This is a genomic window from Motilibacter peucedani, from assembly GCF_003634695.1.
GTDB lineage: Bacteria > Actinomycetota > Actinomycetes > Motilibacterales > Motilibacteraceae > Motilibacter > Motilibacter peucedani.
In genome coordinates this window covers 1-16,979 of record NZ_RBWV01000017.1, presented here as the reverse complement: position 1 = coordinate 16,979, position 16,979 = coordinate 1, and the positions used below count along the sequence as shown (strand labels likewise).

Genomic DNA, 16,979 nt, shown 5'->3' with positions numbered 1-16,979 from the left:
CAGCGACGTCCGCTCGATCGGCACCTCCGTGCGGCTGGCGCGACTCATCGGTGCCTGCTGGCACGCTGCGGGGGTGGACCCCGACTGGTCGACCGCTCCGGCGGGTAGTGAAGGGCACTCGTCTCCATCAGGCGCGAGGCGCTTCACACGGGGAGGTCCGGACCGCCGAGGCGGAGGGAGAGGTCGTCGCCGTCAGGACGAACTCGTTGCCGTCGGGGTCGGCGAGCTCGAGGATCCCGTGCTCGAGCGGCCGCAGCACGCCTGCGCCGAGTGCCGTGAGCCTCTCGACCGCCGCGTCGAGCTCTCCGCCGAGCGCGGCGAGCTCGAACCGCTGACGGTTCCTACCGAGCTTGGGCTGCAGCGGCGGTCCGCCCCAGGCGACCTTCGTGCCGCCCGATGGCGACTGCACGGCGGTCTCCTCGTCCTGGTCCCACACGAGCGGCCAGCCGAGGACACGGCTCCAGAAGACCCCGACCGCACGCGTACCGTCGCACGCCAGCTCGCCGAGCGGGCCGCAGCCGGCGAGGAAGGTGCTGTCCGGCCCGATGATGCAGAGCTCGTCCCCTTCGGGGTCGGCCAGCACGATGTGGGTCTCGGTGGGTAGCTGCCCCACGTCGAGGTGCCGACCTCCCAGCTCGAGCACCCGTCGCACGAGGCGCTCCTGGTGCTCGGCACTGTCGCTCGTCACGTGCAGGTGAACCCGGTCGCGGCCCTGCTTGACGCTGTCGCTCGGCACGAACCGCAGCCCGACCTGGGTGTCCGAGCCGGGCAGGAGCGGGCCGGTGGGCTCGTCCACGACCTCGCGGCCCAGCAGGGCCGCCCAGAACCGTGCCGCCCGTGGCGGGTCCGCGGCGTCGAGGGCGAGCGCGCTGAGGCGTACGACTGCCGGTCGTGCGTTGCCCATGTCCCGACAGTGCCACGGGCTCGTGCAGCCGCGCCACGTCTTTGCCCTGGTGTGTGGGCTCGGCCTACCGGGCCGGTAGCGCCTCGAGCACAGCCAGGTCGCGCAGGGCGTAGCGGTGGTGCTCGGCCTCCTCCTGCAGCACGACGCGCAGGCAGCGGCGCACGAGGTAGTCCTGGTCGGGGTACGGGTCGGCCGGCTTGCGCCCGCAGACCCGGTCCAGCTCCGCCTCGGTGAGGGTCTCGACGAAGCGCCGCAGGCTCGCCATGCGGGCGAGTCGCGGCTCCAGCACCTCCTCGAGGCTGGGTGACGCGTCCACGTCGAGACCCAGCGCTGCGGCGTCGTCCGCTGCCATCGCGCTGGCTGGGAGACCGAGCGGGTGGTACGCGGTGGCTTCCTCCAGCACGGCGTTGCCGAACCACGCGTCGCTGGCGAAGAGCAGGTGGCGCTGGGTCTGCACGAACGACCATTCGCCGTCGACTTGCTGGTGGAGCAGTGACTCGGGCAGCTCCCGGACCTGGTGGAACGTCGTGCTCCACCCGCTGTCGACGGCACGCCAGGCCGCCCGGTAGTCGTCGGGGGAGTGGACCGTGCGAGCCAGCACCCTCGTCGGCTGCCGACGGTCGAGCTCGCCCTCGACGTAGGCAGTCACGTCCACGTCGTTGACCACCAGCCGCGGGAAAGCACCGCCTAGGTAGACGTCGGCGCCGTAGCAGTCGACCACCTTGAGGCTGCTCACGTCGCAGTCGCGGACCTCGAGTCCCGTGAGGTCGCTCCCGACGATGCGTGCACCACGGAACCGGTCGGAGCCGGCGTAGTCCTCGGACATCCGCCCAGTGTGCCCTCGCCAGGCGTCAGCGGGCCAGCACCAGCACGGACCACCGGTCGGCGACGAAGCGCGCTCGTCCCAGCGACCGGCCCAGCACGTAGGCCGCGATGGCCGCGAGCGCGGCGGCGTCCCGCCACAGCACGATCCCGCTCAACGCCTCGAGCATCGCGTAGCCGAGCAGGCCCAGCGCAGCGGCAGGCGCAGCCAACGTCGGCTCCTGCATCGCTCCCACGAGGTCGCGGACGGTGCGGCTGCTCGACCGCCGCCTCGTCGGTGGGTGGCTCACGCCGGCGACCAGGGCCACGAGGACGAGGCCGAGAGCGACCCAGTAGCGACCGGACCCACAGGACCGCGGTCCGGTGTCCCGAGCGCGACGGTGCGTTCGTGCGGGACCAGGGCGGTGGCCACGCGCAGGTCGGCGCGCAGCCGGCTGCCCTTCGACGCAGTGACGACCGCGGACTTCAGCGTCGACGGGTCCCAGCGCTCGAGGGCGGCGCCCGCACTCACCAGCAGGTCTCCTTGCTGCCACGCGACGGCGACCGACGGACGCGGGGGAGCGAGGAACGCAGGGCCTTCCCCGCCTGCGGCTGTGCGCAGGCCGAGCTGGCCGTCGCGGGGGCCGTTGCCAGAGAGGTCGCCGACGAGGGGGCGCAGGGCGAGCGTACGACCGTCGGCCGACCACCCGGCCGGCGCGATGGTCCACCCCTCGGGCGTCGGCCGGCTGTCCACGAGCGCGCGGAGGTCGTAGGCGTAGGTCTCGAGGCGGCCAGCACGGTCGAGGGTCAGCCGGCCGTCATGGGCGAAGGCCGCAGCGGTGGCGCCGCCGGGAAGCTGCACCTGTCGGCCCGTCTCGAGCGCCACCACGCGGGTGTGCAGCTGGGAGCCGACGACGACCCGCGTGGCGTCCGCCGACCAGGCGAGGAGGGCGTCCTGACCGTCGAGCTGCAGCCCCGGCGGGGTGGTGCCCCTGCCGGTGCGCAGGTCCTTCACGCGCAGCCGTCCGGTCCAGGTGTCGGCGACGCGCGTGCCGTCGGGGGAGAGGAGGGAGGGTGTGGAGCTGCGCAGGTCGCCGGGCAGCCGCATCCGACGCAGGGTGGCACCGTCGCTGCCGACCAGGGCGAGGAACTCGCCGCGGTCGTCCGTCCCGTCGACGTAGGCCATCGCCGCAGCGCCTGCGGGGCTGCGCTCGACGGTGGCGGGCACGGGTTCCCAGCTGGGGAATCGGTCGAGGAGCACAGGCGCAGCGACCCCCGTGCGCGACGCCAGCACTCCTCGCTGGTCCAGGTTGGTGGTGAACAGGACCGCCGCGAGCAGCACCAGGACCGTCGAGCACAGGGCTCCGGCCCGGGCCACCGGGTCGGAGACGAGCAGGCAGCGCAGGCGCGACCGCGCTGCTGCACGCAGAAGGTCGCCGGTCTCGCCGACGCTCGGCCGCGTACGCGTCGCCGGGGCCGTCGCCAGCAGCACACCGAGCATCTCGTCACCGCGGGCCCGGCGCTCGGGAGCCGGCAGCAGGCGCAGCAGCGCACGGTAGCTGCGCTCGAGCGGCGGGCGGGCGGTCACGTCGCAGTCCCTGGGAGCGTCCCGGTGCCGAAGGACTTGAGGCGGCGCAGGGCGGTCTCGGCCTGCCGGCGGGCGCGCCGCGCCTCCTCCTCGAGCCGGTGGGCGCCCTGCTCGGTGAGCGCGTAGTTGCGGCGCAGGCGTGAGTCGACCACCTCCTCGGAGGCCACCTCGACGAGGCCTTCGGCGGCGAGCCGGTCGAGCGCGCCGTAGAGCGTGCCGACGCGCAGGCGCACCTCGCCCTGCGAGATGCGCTCCACCTCGGCGACCAGCCCGTAGCCGTGCCTCGGCCCGGAGGCCAGTGCCGTGAGGATGAGGAACGGTGGGCTCCTGCATCCGGTCGCGCGCCATGACCGGGACCATACTCCGTCGACCGGGGTATTACCAGGCGCTGGACCATGCCGCCCGACTAGTGTCACGAGCGCGGGAGCAACAGGGGAGAGGCACATGGGTGGGGCGGACGAGGGGCCCAGCGGGCGTGTGCGGCACGACGTGCAGGTCGTCACTGTGCACGGAGACCGCACCACGGTGCGTGTGGGCGACGTCTTCCTGAAGATCGATGCCGTCCAGGCACGGGCCGACGCCGAGGTCGAGGCGATGGCCCTGGCTCCCGTCCCGACTCCCGAGGTGCTGTGGCACAGGCCTCCGGTGCTCGCCCTGGCCGCCGTGCCCGGCGCTCCGCTGGGGCGCGTAGGGGAGCCGTCGACGGCGCCGGCGTCCGCCTGGCGCGCCGCGGGAGCCGCGATCCGTACGCTGCACGACGCGCCGCTGCCGCCCCGGCTCGGCGTCGGCCGCGACGAGCTGGCCGCGCGACTGGCAGCCGAGTGCGAGTGGCTGACAGCCTCGAGCGGTCTGCCGAGCGACGTGCTCGCGCACCACCGCCGACGGGCAGAGTCCGTCCTGCGGCCGTGGACGCCGGTGTTCGTCCACGGCGACCTGCACGCCTCCCACGTCTTCGTCGACGGTGGGCGAGTGACCGGCATCATCGACTGGTCGGAGGCCGCGCAGGGGGACGCGCTCGCCGACCTGGCGAGCCTCAGCCTGACCCACGAGCGGCACGTGGACGACCTGCTGGCCGGCTACGGCGCGGAGGTCGACCGGGACCTCATCAGCGGCTGGTGGTCCTACCGGTGCTTGACCGCGATCCGGTGGCTGGCCGAGAACGGCTACGGTGCGCCGGAGGAGCTGCCGGAAGCGACGTGGTTGCTGAGCTCTTGAACTGACGGTCTCAGGTCCGGTCGGGACGCCGTCTCCTGCGGCTGTACGCGCGGGCAGCGAGCCCGAGCGTCAGCACCCCAGTGCCGGAGATGACGCTGGTGCGGGGGAGGCTGGCGGCGAGCACGAGACAACCGGTAAGGCCTGTCGCCGCGACGACGCGGAGCCGGCGTCGACCGAGGGTCCAGGCACTCGCGTTGGCGACGGTGTAGTAGACGAGGACGCCGAGGCTGGAGAAGCCGATGGTGCCGCGGACGTCGGCGACGCTGACGACGGCGCTGACTACTGCGCCCAGCGCGAGCTCGGCTCGGTGGGGGACGCCGTGGCGGACGTGGACGGCAGCCAGCACCCGGGGGAGCTCGGCGTCGCGGGCCATGGCGAGGGTCGTCCTGCCGACTCCTGCCATCGCGCTGAGGAGCACTCCGAGGCTGGCGGTCACTGCTCCGGCGCGAACGATGCCTGCTGCGCTGCTGAGGTGCCCGGCAGCGACTGCGTCGTGGAGCGGGGCGGTCGACCCAGCGATCCCGGTGGGGCGAGCACGAGCAGGAGGCTGGTGCCCACCAGTGCGTAGATGACGATGACGACGGCGAGGGCGATGGGCACGGCTCGGGTGATGGTTCGGGCGGGGTCGCGGACCTCTTCACCGAGGGTGGCGATGCGGGCGTAGCCGGCGAAGGCGAAGAACAGCAGCCCTGCTGCCTGCAGCACGCCGTAGGCGCTGACGCTGCCCCCGTCGTGCAGCCGTGAGCCGCTCGTAGCGCCTCCGCCGAGGCACGCGGCGATCACGAGGGCCAGCACGAGGACGGTGACTGCGACGAGGACGCGATTGAGCGCCGCTGTGCGTATGATCCCGAGGTAGTTGACCGCAGTGAGCGCGGCAGCGGCGGCGACCGCGGCGAGGTGCGGGTGCGCGGGCCACGCGTACGAGCCCGCGGTGAGTGCCATGGCTGCGCAGCTCGCCGTCTTGCCGACGACGAACCCCCAGCCGGCGAGGAACCCACAGCCGGGGCCGAGCTGGCGGCGGCCCTAGAGGTAGGTCCCGCCGGCCCGGGGGTGCACGGCGGCCAGCGCCGCGCTCGACGTCGCGTTGCAGTAGGCGACGACACCTGCGAGGAGGAGAGCTCCCAGCAGTCCTGCGCCCGCTGCGCGCCCGGCGGGCGCGAAGGCAGCGAACACGCCGGCGCCGAGCATCGCGCCCAGTCCGATCAGCACGGCATCGGCGACGCCGAGCTCGCGACGCGACCCACCCGCTGGCGATGTGGCGCCGGTGCTCGGTGCTCGGTGGTCGGCCGGAGACGCCACCGGTGCTGATCATGCGTGCATGGTGCTGCACGCCGGTGAACTCGAGGTGAGCAAGGTGGTGTGCCGCAGCCGTCGACAGCCCTCTCCGCCGGGCTCGTCCGGATCCCGCTACGGTGGCGCACTCAGGTCGGCAGAGGGGGCTCCATGGGTGGTGCAGCGCTGATCATCCTGGTGCCGATCGTGTTCTTGGCACTCGTCCTGTTGGCGCTGCTCGTGCTCCACCTGTGGCGATCGTCGACGCGATCATCCATCCTCAGGCGGCGTGGCAGCAGGTCGGCCGGTCCAAGCTCCTCTGGGCTGCGGGTCTGATCGTCGGGCTGTGGATCCCTGTGCTCGGCAGTGTCGCCGCTCTGGTCTACCTGATCTGGCTGCGCCCGCAGCTCCGTGCCGCTCATCGGTTTCCGGCCTAGCTGCAGGATGTGGCGGACAGCTCGCTCGCCGGTGATGCCGCGCAGTGACGTAGCCATCGAACCAGGTCGCCGACGAGCTCCTGCAATTCCTCGGTCTGGTCGGCGACTGGCTCGTCGCACGCGTCGTTCTCCGGTAGCTCGGCCTCCTGCCGAGACGCGGGGACCGGAGGCCGGTCCGACGCGCGATCCCAACTACTTGACTGCCAGTACGTCGATCGGCCTGATGTCGGGGGCTTCGGCCAGAAGATCCGAGCCGACATCTTGGAGAGCCGCGGGGATCTGGCCGTTCACGTGTGCCTGGCGAGCCTCCTCGCTCTCGAAGGTGTCGAAGATCCCGTACGTCGTGTCGTCGAGTCGGAATGCGTACCAGCTGACGGTGCCCTCCTCCTGAGCGGCCAGCTCGCGGCCCTGCTTCAGGAACGCTCCAAGCTCATCGCCCTTGCCGGGCTTTGCCGTCAAGGTCGCGAGCAGTCCTCGGTCGATAGCCATGTAGAGGGTCCCTTCGTCTGGATGCACTCGACAGTAAGGGTCAGAGTTCTGGAACCGCATCGGCAGGTCTGCCCATGGTGATCGTCAGCTGTGGGCAGTCGCTGCAGACCTCGAGCAGGGTGGTTGGTGCCATGTGCTGCACACGGATCCCAAGATCCTCCACGAGGTGCCCGCGTCCAGCCCGACCGATCCCGGCCCCACCCACGAGCTCGCGCCGCGGGCGTGACCCCCCGACCGCCTGTGGGGTCGTAGCCCCGACGACCGGGGCGAGGTCTGTGTCAACGTGGCGTACGCCATGTCTTCTCCGCGGGGGGCGTCGGTTGTCGACCGTGCGAACTCCGGTCGAAGGGCCGTGCACCCGACGCTAGAGCGGTTCGCTGCCTGCGGCATCGGCTGATCGTCCGATTCGCACATCCGCAGCGCCTCCTGGTGCCCGCCCCCCTGCCGGCGAGGCGTTCCTGGAATGGGCAGGTCTGCCGATGTCCTCAGCTCTGCCTACGTGCTGCGATGGACGTACGGCGCCCGCCGCCGGCGCGGCTTCGGCAGCGGCATCCTCGCGGATCGCTGCCGGAGCGGTCGCCGATTGCTCATGTCGCACCCGTTCCGGTGCACGGTTCGCCACCACGTCTCCGGACGACGACGGCGCAGTTCCTGCCTCGGCCTCAGGGAAGTCGGCGAGATGTCACGGACACGTGAGACGACAGCTCAGGGCCGCGGTGACACGACTCCTGGGGGCCTCAGGGTCGACAGGTCCGTCGAACAGGTGGATGCGCCGCCCCCTGTCGGCCCTGCTGGCCGTTCGTGGCGTCCTGGCCTTGCTCTTCGGCGTGCTGGCGCTCGTGTGGCCCGGTGTCACGGTGCTCGCGCTCGCGCTCCTCTTCGCCGTGTACGCCGTCCTCGACGGCGTCGGGATGGTGGCGAGCGGGCTCTCGCGCGGGGACCGCGGACGGCGGTGGTCGTACGTCTTCGCCGGCGGCGTGGGTGTGGTCGCGGCGGCGTCGCCGGCCGTCAGGGCTCTGGCACTGATGGTGCTCGCCGGTGCCTGGGCGGTCGTCACCGGCGTGCTGGAGATCTCGGCGGCGGTGCTCCTGATGAGCGCCTGGCGAGTCCGCGAGGCGCCCCTGGTCGTCCTGTGACCCGTCCAAGTCGGCTCCAGGTGACCGACCGCCCACCGCTCATCACCCCGCTTCCCACCAAGCGGTCCGGCTGACAGGAACGGAGATCTGACATGGCACGCGCGGTTGGGATCGACCTGGGTACGACCAACTCGGTCATCGCCGCCTGGGAAGGCGGCGAGGCATCCGTCCTCCCCAACGCGGAGGGCGCCCGGACGACCCCGTCCGTGGTGGGGTTCACGGAGAGCGGGGAACGGCTCGTCGGTCTGCTCGCCCGGCGGCAGGCGATCCTCAATCCCCAGGGGACGGTCTACTCGGTCAAGCGGTTCATCGGCCGACGGTACGAGGAGATCGAGAAGGAGGCGGACCAGGTCACCTACGACGTCGTCCCTGACGAGAACGGGAACGCGCGGGTCAAGGTGAGGGGCAAGCTGCACGCCCCCGAGGAGATCTCCGCGCTCATCCTGCGCAAGCTCGCCGACGACGCGACACGCTCGCTGGGCGAGAAGGTCACCCAGGCGGTCATCACCGTCCCGGCGTACTTCAACGACGCGCAGCGGCAGGCCACGCGGGACGCCGGCAAGATCGCCGGGCTCGAGGTGCTCCGGATCATCAACGAGCCGACGGCAGCCGCGCTCGCCTACGGACTGGACAAGCGCGAGCACGAGACGGTGCTGGTGTTCGACCTCGGCGGCGGCACGTTCGACGTGAGCGTCCTCGAGGTCGGGGACGGAGTGGTCGAGGTACGCGCCACCGCCGGAGACACGCACCTGGGCGGCGACGACTTCGACCGGCGCATCGTCGACCACCTCGCCGATCAGTTCCAGAACGAGAACGGCATCGACCTGCGCAAGGACCCGCAGGCCCTGCAGCGGCTCTCGGAGGCGGCCGAGAAGGCGAAGGTCGAGCTCAGCTCCGTCAGCCAGACGCAGGTGAACCTGCCCTTCGTCACGGCGGACGCGAGCGGCCCCAAGCACCTGACGACGACGCTGATGCGCTCGACCTTCGAACAGCTGACGGCTGACCTCGTCGAGCGGACGATGGGACCGGTCCGCCAGGCGATGTCGGACGCGAAGGTCGGCGCCGACGACATCGACGAGGTCATCCTGGTCGGCGGCTCCACCCGCATCCCGGCGGTGCAGGCGCTCGTGAAGCGGCTCACCGGTGGCAAGGACCCGAACATGACGGTGAACCCCGACGAGGTCGTCGCCGTCGGCGCGGCCATCCAGGCCGGCGTGCTCAAGGGTGAGGTCTCCGACGTCCTCCTGCTGGACGTGACCCCGTTGTCGCTGGGAGTGGAGACCCAGGGCGGCCTGATGACGAGGATCATCGAGCGGAACACGACGATCCCCGTACGCCGCAGCGAGACCTTCTCGACGGCCACCGACGACCAGCCCGCCGTCGACATAGTGGTGCTGCAGGGCGAGCGCGAGCGCGCCGCCGACAACCGCGTGCTCGGCCGGTTCCAGCTGACCGGGATCCGGCCGGCTCCCCGCGGTGTGCCGCAGGTCGAGGTCATCTTCGACATCGACGCGAACGGCATCCTCAACGTCACCGCACGGGACAAGGACACCGGGGTCGAGCAGGGCATCACGATCTCGGAGAGCACCAACCTCGACCAGAGCGAGGTCCAGCGCATGGTGCAGGAGGGCGAGCGCAACCGGGCATCCGACCAGCAGCTCCGGCAGGAGGTCGACGCACGGAACGAGCTCGACACGCTCGCCTACCAGGCGGAGCGCCGACTCGAGGAGCTCGGCGAGGCAGCGCCGTCGCACGAGCGCGCCCGGGCCGAGATGCTCATAGCCGACGCCCGCCGGGCCGTGCAGGACCAGGCCCCGGTCGACCGTGTGCGCGAGCTGACCGACGAGCTGCAGCAGGTCCTCGCGGGGCTGATGGCTGCGCAGCCGTCGACAGGTGAGTCGTTCGGCGCGGGAGCCCGCACCGGTGGTGGGGCTACCGCCGACGACGACGTCATCGATGCCGAGTTCGACCGGGGCTGACCTCCCCATGACCGACGACCCCGGGACCGACGCCCCTGCGACCGACGCCCCCGTCACCGACCACGCGGTGACCACCTCGACGAGCTCTGACCCACCGCCCAACGACGACGCACAGCCGTCGGGCGGCACCCTTACCGGTCCCGAGGGCTCGGACCTCGCGCAGATGGAGGACCGCTGGCGGCGCGCCGTCGCCGACCTGGACAACCTGCGCAAGCGGTACGCGCGGGAGCTGGAGCGCGAACGGCAGACCGAGCGGGAGCGGGTGACCTCGGCCTTCTTGCCGATCCTCGACAACATCGACCGGGCGCTCGAGCACGCTGCTGCGGACCCGCGCTCGATCGTCGAGGGTGTCCATGCCCTGCGCGAGCAGGCACTGGCGATCGTGGCGGGACTGGGCTTCCAGCGCCAGGACGAGCCCGGTGTGCCGTTCGACCCGACGCGCCACGAGGTCGTCGGTGTCGTCGACCCCGGCGACACCGACGTGGCACCGGGCGCGGTGGCGCAGGTGCTGCGACCCGGCTACGGCGCTTCCGGTCGCCAGCTGCGGCCGGCGGCGGTCACCGTGGCGCAACGCGCGGGAGGGTGATCGATGGCTCGTGACTTCTACGACGTGCTGGGGGTCTCGCGGGACGCCGGCCGCGACGAGCTGCAGCAGGCCTTCCGGCGACTGGCCCGGCAGAACCACCCCGACGTGAACCGCGACCCAGGGGCCGAGGAGCGCTTCAAGGAGGTCAACGAGGCCTACTCGGTCCTGTCGGATCCCAAGCAGCGCAAGAAGTACGACCGGTTCGGGGACGACTTCCGGCAGGTCCCGGACGACTGGGAGGAGCGGGTCGGGGCGGCGGCGGGTGCGGGGCGCGGAGGTCCGGGTCCGCGCGGTCGCCGGACCACCCGCACGACGGGTGCCGACGCGGGCGCGGACTACGTCGACTTCGGCGGCGGGGGCTTCCGGAGCGACTTCGGAGGGGGCATCGACATCGAGGACCTGCTCGGCGGCATGTTCGCCGGTCGCGCCGGGGCTCGCATCGGACCTCTCGCCGGGGCGGACCAGGAGGCGGAGCTGCCCCTCACCGTCGAGGAGGCCTACCGCGGCGGGCGTCGGGAGATCACCCTCAACGGCCCGGACGGACCGCGCACCTACACGGTCACCATCCCGCCCGGGGTCACCGACGGCCGGCGGATACGGCTGGCCGGGGAGGGCGGCCGGGGGATGGGCGACGGTCCCGCCGGCGACCTCTACCTGATCGTGCGTCTGCAGCCGCACCCGGTGTTCCGCGTCGAGGGCAAGGACATCACGGTCCAGCTGAGAGTGGCCCCCTGGGAGTCGGCCCTCGGCGCCACCGTCCCGGTGACCACGCCGGGTGGAGCGACCAAGGTCACCGTTCCACCCGGTTCGTCCTCCGGGAGGCGGCTGCGGCTGCGCGGCGAGGGGATGCCCGACACGCGAGGCGGCCCGGGGGACCTGTACGCCGAGGTGAGGGTCATGGTCCCGCCGCACCCGAGCGACCGGGAGCGGGAGCTGTTCTCCGAGCTCGCCCAGGTCTCGACGTTCGACCCGCGCGGCCACTCCCGCCAGGAAGCGAGGGCAGGCCGACGATGACCAATCCCCTCCTGCCCGTCCCGGTTCGGCCCGCTCGCCGGCTCATGGGACATGACGAGTTCGCGCGCCGATGCGGCGTGCACCCCGAGCTGGTGCGACGTTTCGTGGCGCTCGGCGTGCTGCCGGCCGTGCGCGACGCCAGTGGTGCGCTGTGGTTCGACGCCACGCAGGTCGCGGCTGTCGCGCGGCTGCTCCGGCTGCGGGCCGGGCTGCCCCTGAACTGTGCCGCCCTGGGTCTGGTCGTCGACCTGCTCGACCGGATCGCTGAGCTGGAGACCGCACTGCGCGTACGAGGACGCACGGAGCCGGTGCGCCACCGGACGGAGCAGCACCCGACGACACCTCACGACACCGAGAAGGCGAGCGAGCGATGGACCTGAACCGGCTGACGCAGAGATCCCAGGAGGCGCTCGCCGCGGCACAGACGCTGGCCACGGGACGAGGCCACACCGAGGTCGACGCCGAGCACCTGCTCATGGCGCTGCTGGAGCAACCCGAGGGGCTGGTGCCACGGTTGCTCGCCGCGATGGGGGTCGACCTTGCGGAGCTGCGCCGGGACGTCCAGGCCGAGCTCGCGAGGAAGCCCCGCACCACGGGCGCGGCGCCTGCGCCGGGGCAGGTGTCGCTGACGCAGCGGCTGGCGCGCGTCCTCGAGGCCGCCGACCGCGAGGCCCGCCGGATGAAGGACGAGTACGTCTCCGTCGAGCACCTGCTCGTGGCGCTCGCGGAGGAGGCCTCGGCGACTGCAGCCGGCCGGTTGCTCGCGAGGCACGGCGTCACCCGCGATGCCTTCCTCGCCGCACTGACCCACGTGCGCGGCAACCAGCGGGTGACGTCCGCGACCCCCGAGGGGTCCTACGAGGCGCTCGCGAAGTACGGGATGGACCTGGTCGACTCCGCGCGCTCAGGTCGGCTGGACCCGGTCATCGGGCGCGACTCGGAGATCCGGCGCGTCGTCCAGATCCTCTCGCGCAAGTCGAAGAACAACCCGGTTCTGATCGGAGAGCCGGGGGTCGGCAAGACCGCGATCATCGAGGGACTGGCGCAGCGCATCGTCAACGGGGACGTGCCCGAGGGACTGCGCGACCGCACCATCTTCTCCCTGGACATGGGGCTGCTCGTCGCCGGCGCGAAGTACCGCGGCGAGTTCGAGGAGCGGCTCCAGGCGGTGCTGGCCGAGGTCAAGGCGGCGGAAGGACGGATCCTGCTGTTCATCGACGAGCTGCACAACGTCGTCGGCGCCGGGGCCTCCGAGGGCTCGATGGACGCCGGCAACATGCTCAAGCCGATGCTCGCCCGCGGTGAGCTGCACATGATCGGCGCCACCACGCTCACGGAGTACCGCAAGCACATCGAGAAGGACGCCGCGCTCGAGCGTCGCTTCCAGCCCGTCCTCGTCGACGAGCCCACGGTGGAGGATGCGGTGTCGATCCTGCGCGGTCTGAGCGAGCGGTTCCAGGTCTTCCACGGGGTGCGGATACTCGACGGCGCGCTCATCGCGGCGGCGACGCTCTCCCACCGCTACCTGACCGAGCGTTTCCTTCCCGACAAGGCCATCGACCTGGTGGACGAGGCGTGCGCCCGGATGCGCACCGAGATCGACTCCATGCCTGCCGAGCTCGACGGGATCACCCGCAAGGTGATGCGGCTGGAGATCGAGGAGGCCGCGCTGTCGCAGGAGGACGACCCCGCGTCGCTCGCCCGGCTCGACCAGCTCCGTCGCGAGCTGGCCGACCTGCGCGCCGAGGCCGACGCCATGCGCGCCCAGTGGAACGCGGAGCGGCACGCCATCCAGCGCGTCCAGGAGCTGCGCCGCGAGCTCGAGGAGGTGCGCCAGCAGGTCCAGGAGGCGGAGCGGTCCTACGACCTGAACCGCGCGGCCGAGCTGCGCTACAGCCGGCTCGCCGACGTGGAGCGCAGGCTCGAGACGGAGGAGAAGCGGCTCACCCAGAAGCAGGGCGAGCACTCGCTGCTGCGCGAGGTGGTGACGCCCGAGGAGATCGCCGAGATCGTCGCGGCGTGGACGGGAATCCCGGTCTCCCGGCTCACCGAGGGCGAACGGGAGAAGCTGCTCCGCCTCGACGAGGTGCTCCACCGGCGGGTGATCGGGCAGGACGAAGCGGTGCAGGCGGTCGCCGACGCGATCATTCGGGCCCGAGCCGGGGTGAAGGACCCGCGGCGGCCCACCGGCTCCTTCATCTTCCTGGGCCCCACGGGGGTCGGGAAGACCGAGCTGGGCAAGGCCCTGGCCGAGGCGCTGTTCGACTCCGAGGACAACATCGTCCGGATCGACATGAGCGAGTACCAGGAGCGGCACACCGTGTCCCGGCTCGTGGGGGCACCTCCCGGCTACGTGGGCTACGAGGAGGGTGGGCAGCTGACCGAGGCCGTGCGCCGCCGTCCCTACGCCGTCGTCCTCTTCGACGAGATCGAGAAGGCCCATCCGGACGTCTTCAACACGCTGCTGCAGGTCCTCGACGACGGTCGGCTGACGGACGCCCAGGGGCGGACCGTCGACTTCCGCAACACGGTGATCATCATGACGTCGAACATCGGGTCCCAGCACCTGCTCGACGGCGTCACACCCGACGGCCAGCTCAAGCCCGAGGCCCGCGACCTCGTGATGGCCGAGCTGCGCGGGCACTTCCGGCCCGAGTTCCTCAACCGGGTCGACGACACGGTCCTGTTCACGCCGCTGAACCTGGCGGAGATCGAGAACATCGTCGAGCTGATGCTCGCCGACCTCCGCGTCCGCCTGTCCGACCGCGACATCACCGTGCACATCACGGAGGAGGCCAAGCGCCTCATCGGCCGGGAGGGCTACGACCCGGTGTACGGCGCGCGGCCGCTGCGGCGGTTCATCGCCAAGGAGGTGGAGACCCAGGTCGCGCGGGCGCTGCTGCGTGACGGCGCGATCGAGGGCTCGAGCGTGCGGGTCGACGCGGACGGCGACCGGCTCGTCGTCACCCACGAGCTGGTCGGGGCGCCGTCATGAGCGCCCCTTCGGTCGAGCGGACGAGCATCGTCACCTGCTCGAACTGCTCGAAGAAGAACAGAGTGCCGGCCGCAGCCAACGGCATCCCGAAGTGCGGGAACTGCCACCGTCCGCTGCCCTGGATCGTCGACGCGGGCGACGGCGACTTCGCCCAGGTGGCGGAGCAGGCGCCCGTCCCCGTGCTCGTCGACCTGTGGGCCACCTGGTGCGGCCCGTGCCGGATGGTGAGTCCGGCGCTCGAACGGCTGGCGACGGCCCGTGCCGGGGAGCTGAAGCTCGTGAAGGTCGACGTCGACAGCGCGCCTCGGCTGTCGCAGCGGTTCGAGGTGCAGGCCGTCCCGACCCTGATGGTGCTGCGCGGCGGAGCGCTGCTCGCCCGTCAGGCCGGCGCCGCGCCCGAGCGGGTCCTGGCGAGCTGGCTGGACCAGGCACTGCAATCGAAGGAGGCGCAGAGCTCATGACCGTGCCCGTCGACGTCGACCCGCACCTGGTGTTCGTCCGCAGCGGCGTCACACCGCACACGCCGGAGGGTTGCGAGGAGTGCCTGCGCACCGGATCCCCGTGGGTGCACCTACGGCTGTGTCTCACCTGCGGGCACGTCGGGTGCTGCGACTCGTCCCCCAACCGGCACGCCCGCCACCACGCGGGGCTCGTCGGCCATCCCATCGTGCGGTCGTTCGAGCCGGGGGAGACCTGGCGGTGGTGCTACGTGGACGAGGCCTTCGCGTGAGCGCCCCGGCCGGCTCCGACGCCTACGGCGTGGACGAGCTGCTGGCAGAGGTCCCGCCCGGTGATACCCCCGACCTGCACGGGGCGTTCCCGCGGCTCGACGACGCGCAGGTCCGGGCGCTGGACGCCGTGGGGGAGCGTCGGCCCATCGCGAGGGGCGACGTGCTCATCGCCGAAGGGGACCGGGAGCAGGCCTTCTACGTCGTCCACTCGGGCCGGGTGGCCGTCGCCGAGGCGTTCGGGACGCCCGCGCAACGGGTGGTGCGGGTGCACGGAGCCGGGAGGTTCCTCGGCGAGCTGGGCGTTCTCACGCAGCAGCCGGCCTTCTTCACCACCGTCGTCGTCGACCCGGGCGAGGTGGTCGCGGTCGAGGTCGACCGGTTGCGCGCTCTCGTGGCCAGGGACCGCGCGTTCGGCGACCTGGTGCTGCACGCCTTCCTGGCCCGGCGGGCGCTGGCGCTGGGCGAGGGGCTCGGCTTCCGGATCGTCGGCTCCCGCCACTCCGCAGCGAGCCGGCAGCTGAGGGAGTTCGCCGCCTGCAACCGGCTGCCGCACCGGTTCCTCGACGTGGAGACCGACCCGACGGCCGAGCGGCTGCTGCGCGCGCTCGGCCTCGGGCCCGGGGACACCCCGGTCGTGCAGTACCGGGACCGGCTGCTGCGCAACCCCACGACCGCGGAGCTGGCGACGGAGTTCGGGTTGCGCGATCTCGGCAAGGACGACGAGGTCTGTGACCTGGTGGTCGTCGGCGCCGGCCCGGCGGGGCTGGCCGCCGCCGTCTACGGCGCGTCGGAGGGGCTCGACACGGCTCTGCTCGACGCGGTCGGGGCGGGCGGTCAGGCTGCCCGGACCTCGAGCATCGAGAACTACCTCGGGTTCCCCGCGGGCATCTCCGGTGGCGAGCTGGCCGAGCGCGCGGTCCTGCAGGTGGACAAGTTCGGCGCCCACCGCACCGTGCCGGCCGAGGTCGTCGGTCTCGAGCAACGGGACGGGAGCTACGACCTGCGGTTCGCCGACGGCGGTCACCTGGCGACGCGCTGCGTCATCGTCGCCACCGGCATGCGGGTCCGCCGGTTGGACGTGCCGCGGCTCGAGGAGTTCGAGGACACCTGCGTCTACTACGCGGCCACGCCGCTGGAGGCGAAGCAGTGCGTCGGTGACTCCGTGGTCGTGGTGGGCGGGGGCAACTCGGGTGGGCAGGCCGCGGTCTTCCTCGCCGACCACGCGGCCGAGGTCCGGCTCGTCGTCCGGGAGCCGAACCTCGACGAGAACATGTCCCGGTACCTCGCCGACCGGATCGAGAAGGACCCGCGCATCGAGGTTCACCTGCGCAGCACGGTCGAGGAGCTGCAGGGCGACGCCGGGCGGCTGAGCGGCGTCGTCGTGAGGTACCTGCAGAGCGGCGAGCGTACGACACTGCCCACCCGCGATCTGATGGTGTTCATCGGCGGCGAGCCGAGCACGACATGGCTGCCGGCCTCGGTGACACGCGACGAGAGCGGCTATGTCATGACCGGGCCGGAGGCCCGCCGGACCGAACAGCCGGCAGATGCCGGGGCGCAGGCGCCGCTGACGCTCGAGACCAGCCTGCCCGGGGTCTTCGCGGCGGGCGACGTACGCAGCGGCTCGGTCAAGCGCGTCGCCTCGGCCGTCGGGGAGGGTGCCATGGCCGTCCGGATGGTGCACCAGCACCTTGCCACAGCTCGGTGACAGTCACTGGCGCCGATAATGAACATTATGTCAACCAGAACGTCCGCTATTGCATCTGATGCATGATCGCGTCGCTCCCCCTGCGGTCGCCAGAGTAGAGGTGGTGTCGGTGGCCGCGACCTGC

At 72.0% G+C, this 16,979-nt stretch carries 17 protein-coding genes and 1 pseudogene; 11 read left to right on the top strand and 7 right to left on the bottom strand.

Annotation, left to right across the window (positions count from 1 at the left end; translation table 11 throughout):
- Positions 1-127: 127 nt before the first annotated feature.
- The 5 genes from CLV35_RS18725 to CLV35_RS20900 all read right to left on the bottom strand — a co-directional run bounded on the left by CLV35_RS18725 (position 128) and on the right by CLV35_RS20900 (position 3,739).
- Positions 128-904 carry a VOC family protein gene (locus CLV35_RS18725; protein ID WP_121195046.1) on the bottom strand — a complete coding sequence of 259 codons (777 nt, stop codon included), beginning with the start codon at positions 902-904 and terminating at the stop codon, positions 128-130.
- A 64-nt stretch (positions 905-968) separates the two neighbouring features.
- Positions 969-1,730 (bottom strand): DinB family protein, encoded by a 762-nt coding sequence (locus tag CLV35_RS18720; RefSeq protein ID WP_121195045.1) that lies wholly within the window; start codon positions 1,728-1,730, stop codon positions 969-971.
- A 25-nt stretch (positions 1,731-1,755) separates the two neighbouring features.
- Positions 1,756-1,962, bottom strand: a complete 207-nt coding sequence (locus CLV35_RS18715; RefSeq protein WP_183062075.1) for a hypothetical protein — start codon at positions 1,960-1,962, stop codon at positions 1,756-1,758.
- 50 nt (positions 1,963-2,012) lie between these two features.
- Entirely contained in the window at positions 2,013-3,293 is a 1,281-nt protein-coding gene (locus CLV35_RS18710; protein ID WP_121195043.1) for a WD40 repeat domain-containing protein, read from the bottom strand.
- On the bottom strand, positions 3,290-3,739 hold the full coding sequence (locus CLV35_RS20900) for a PadR family transcriptional regulator (protein WP_121195042.1): 450 nt from the start codon (positions 3,737-3,739) through the stop codon (positions 3,290-3,292). The genes CLV35_RS18710 and CLV35_RS20900 overlap by 4 nt, the downstream gene beginning before the upstream one ends.
- Between CLV35_RS20900 and CLV35_RS18700 the strand changes: the two genes are divergently transcribed.
- Entirely contained in the window at positions 3,738-4,508 is a 771-nt protein-coding gene (locus CLV35_RS18700) for a phosphotransferase (RefSeq protein ID WP_121195041.1), read from the top strand. The two genes, CLV35_RS20900 and CLV35_RS18700, sit on opposite strands and share 2 nt — an antisense overlap.
- A gap of 10 nt (positions 4,509-4,518) precedes the next feature.
- Here CLV35_RS18700 and CLV35_RS21050 read toward each other — a convergent pair.
- Positions 4,519-5,696 (bottom strand): annotated as a pseudogene (locus CLV35_RS21050) (APC family permease).
- A gap of 335 nt (positions 5,697-6,031) precedes the next feature.
- Between CLV35_RS21050 and CLV35_RS18690 the strand changes: the two are divergent.
- Entirely contained in the window at positions 6,032-6,217 is a 186-nt protein-coding gene (locus CLV35_RS18690; RefSeq protein ID WP_121195040.1) for a hypothetical protein, read from the top strand.
- A gap of 192 nt (positions 6,218-6,409) precedes the next feature.
- Here CLV35_RS18690 and CLV35_RS18685 read toward each other — a convergent pair whose 3' ends face one another.
- On the bottom strand, positions 6,410-6,706 hold the full coding sequence (locus CLV35_RS18685) for a putative quinol monooxygenase (RefSeq protein ID WP_121195039.1): 297 nt from the start codon (positions 6,704-6,706) through the stop codon (positions 6,410-6,412).
- Positions 6,707-7,473: 767 nt separating this feature from the next.
- Here CLV35_RS18685 and CLV35_RS18680 point away from each other — a divergent pair.
- From CLV35_RS18680 to CLV35_RS18640, 9 genes are all read left to right on the top strand, one after another.
- Complete coding sequence (locus CLV35_RS18680; protein ID WP_121195038.1) at positions 7,474-7,842, top strand: DUF308 domain-containing protein; 369 nt, start codon at positions 7,474-7,476, stop codon at positions 7,840-7,842.
- Positions 7,843-7,934: 92 nt separating this feature from the next.
- A complete protein-coding gene (gene dnaK, locus CLV35_RS18675; RefSeq protein WP_121195037.1) occupies positions 7,935-9,821 on the top strand; it encodes a molecular chaperone DnaK in 1,887 nt (628 codons plus the stop codon).
- A 7-nt stretch (positions 9,822-9,828) separates the two neighbouring features.
- Positions 9,829-10,407 (top strand): nucleotide exchange factor GrpE, encoded by a 579-nt coding sequence (locus tag CLV35_RS18670; RefSeq protein ID WP_121195036.1) that lies wholly within the window; start codon positions 9,829-9,831, stop codon positions 10,405-10,407.
- Positions 10,408-10,410: 3 nt separating this feature from the next.
- Positions 10,411-11,421 carry a DnaJ C-terminal domain-containing protein gene (locus tag CLV35_RS18665; RefSeq protein WP_121195035.1) on the top strand — a complete coding sequence of 337 codons (1,011 nt, stop codon included), beginning with the start codon at positions 10,411-10,413 and terminating at the stop codon, positions 11,419-11,421.
- The gene (locus CLV35_RS18660) at positions 11,418-11,801 is read left to right on the top strand and encodes a chaperone modulator CbpM (RefSeq protein ID WP_121195034.1); all 384 of its coding nucleotides are present in this window, start codon (positions 11,418-11,420) and stop codon (positions 11,799-11,801) included. The genes CLV35_RS18665 and CLV35_RS18660 overlap by 4 nt, the downstream gene beginning before the upstream one ends.
- Positions 11,792-14,416, top strand: coding sequence for an ATP-dependent chaperone ClpB (clpB, locus tag CLV35_RS18655; RefSeq protein WP_121195033.1), 2,625 nt, complete (start codon positions 11,792-11,794; stop codon positions 14,414-14,416). The genes CLV35_RS18660 and clpB overlap by 10 nt, the downstream gene beginning before the upstream one ends.
- Positions 14,413-14,877, top strand: a complete 465-nt coding sequence (trxA, locus tag CLV35_RS18650) for a thioredoxin (protein ID WP_121195032.1) — start codon at positions 14,413-14,415, stop codon at positions 14,875-14,877. The genes clpB and trxA overlap by 4 nt, the downstream gene beginning before the upstream one ends.
- Positions 14,874-15,146, top strand: a complete 273-nt coding sequence (locus tag CLV35_RS18645; protein ID WP_183062074.1) for a UBP-type zinc finger domain-containing protein — start codon at positions 14,874-14,876, stop codon at positions 15,144-15,146. The genes trxA and CLV35_RS18645 overlap by 4 nt, the downstream gene beginning before the upstream one ends.
- Positions 15,143-16,855 carry an FAD-dependent oxidoreductase gene (locus CLV35_RS18640; protein WP_121195031.1) on the top strand — a complete coding sequence of 571 codons (1,713 nt, stop codon included), beginning with the start codon at positions 15,143-15,145 and terminating at the stop codon, positions 16,853-16,855. The genes CLV35_RS18645 and CLV35_RS18640 overlap by 4 nt, the downstream gene beginning before the upstream one ends.
- The last annotated feature ends 124 nt before the right edge of the window (positions 16,856-16,979 follow it).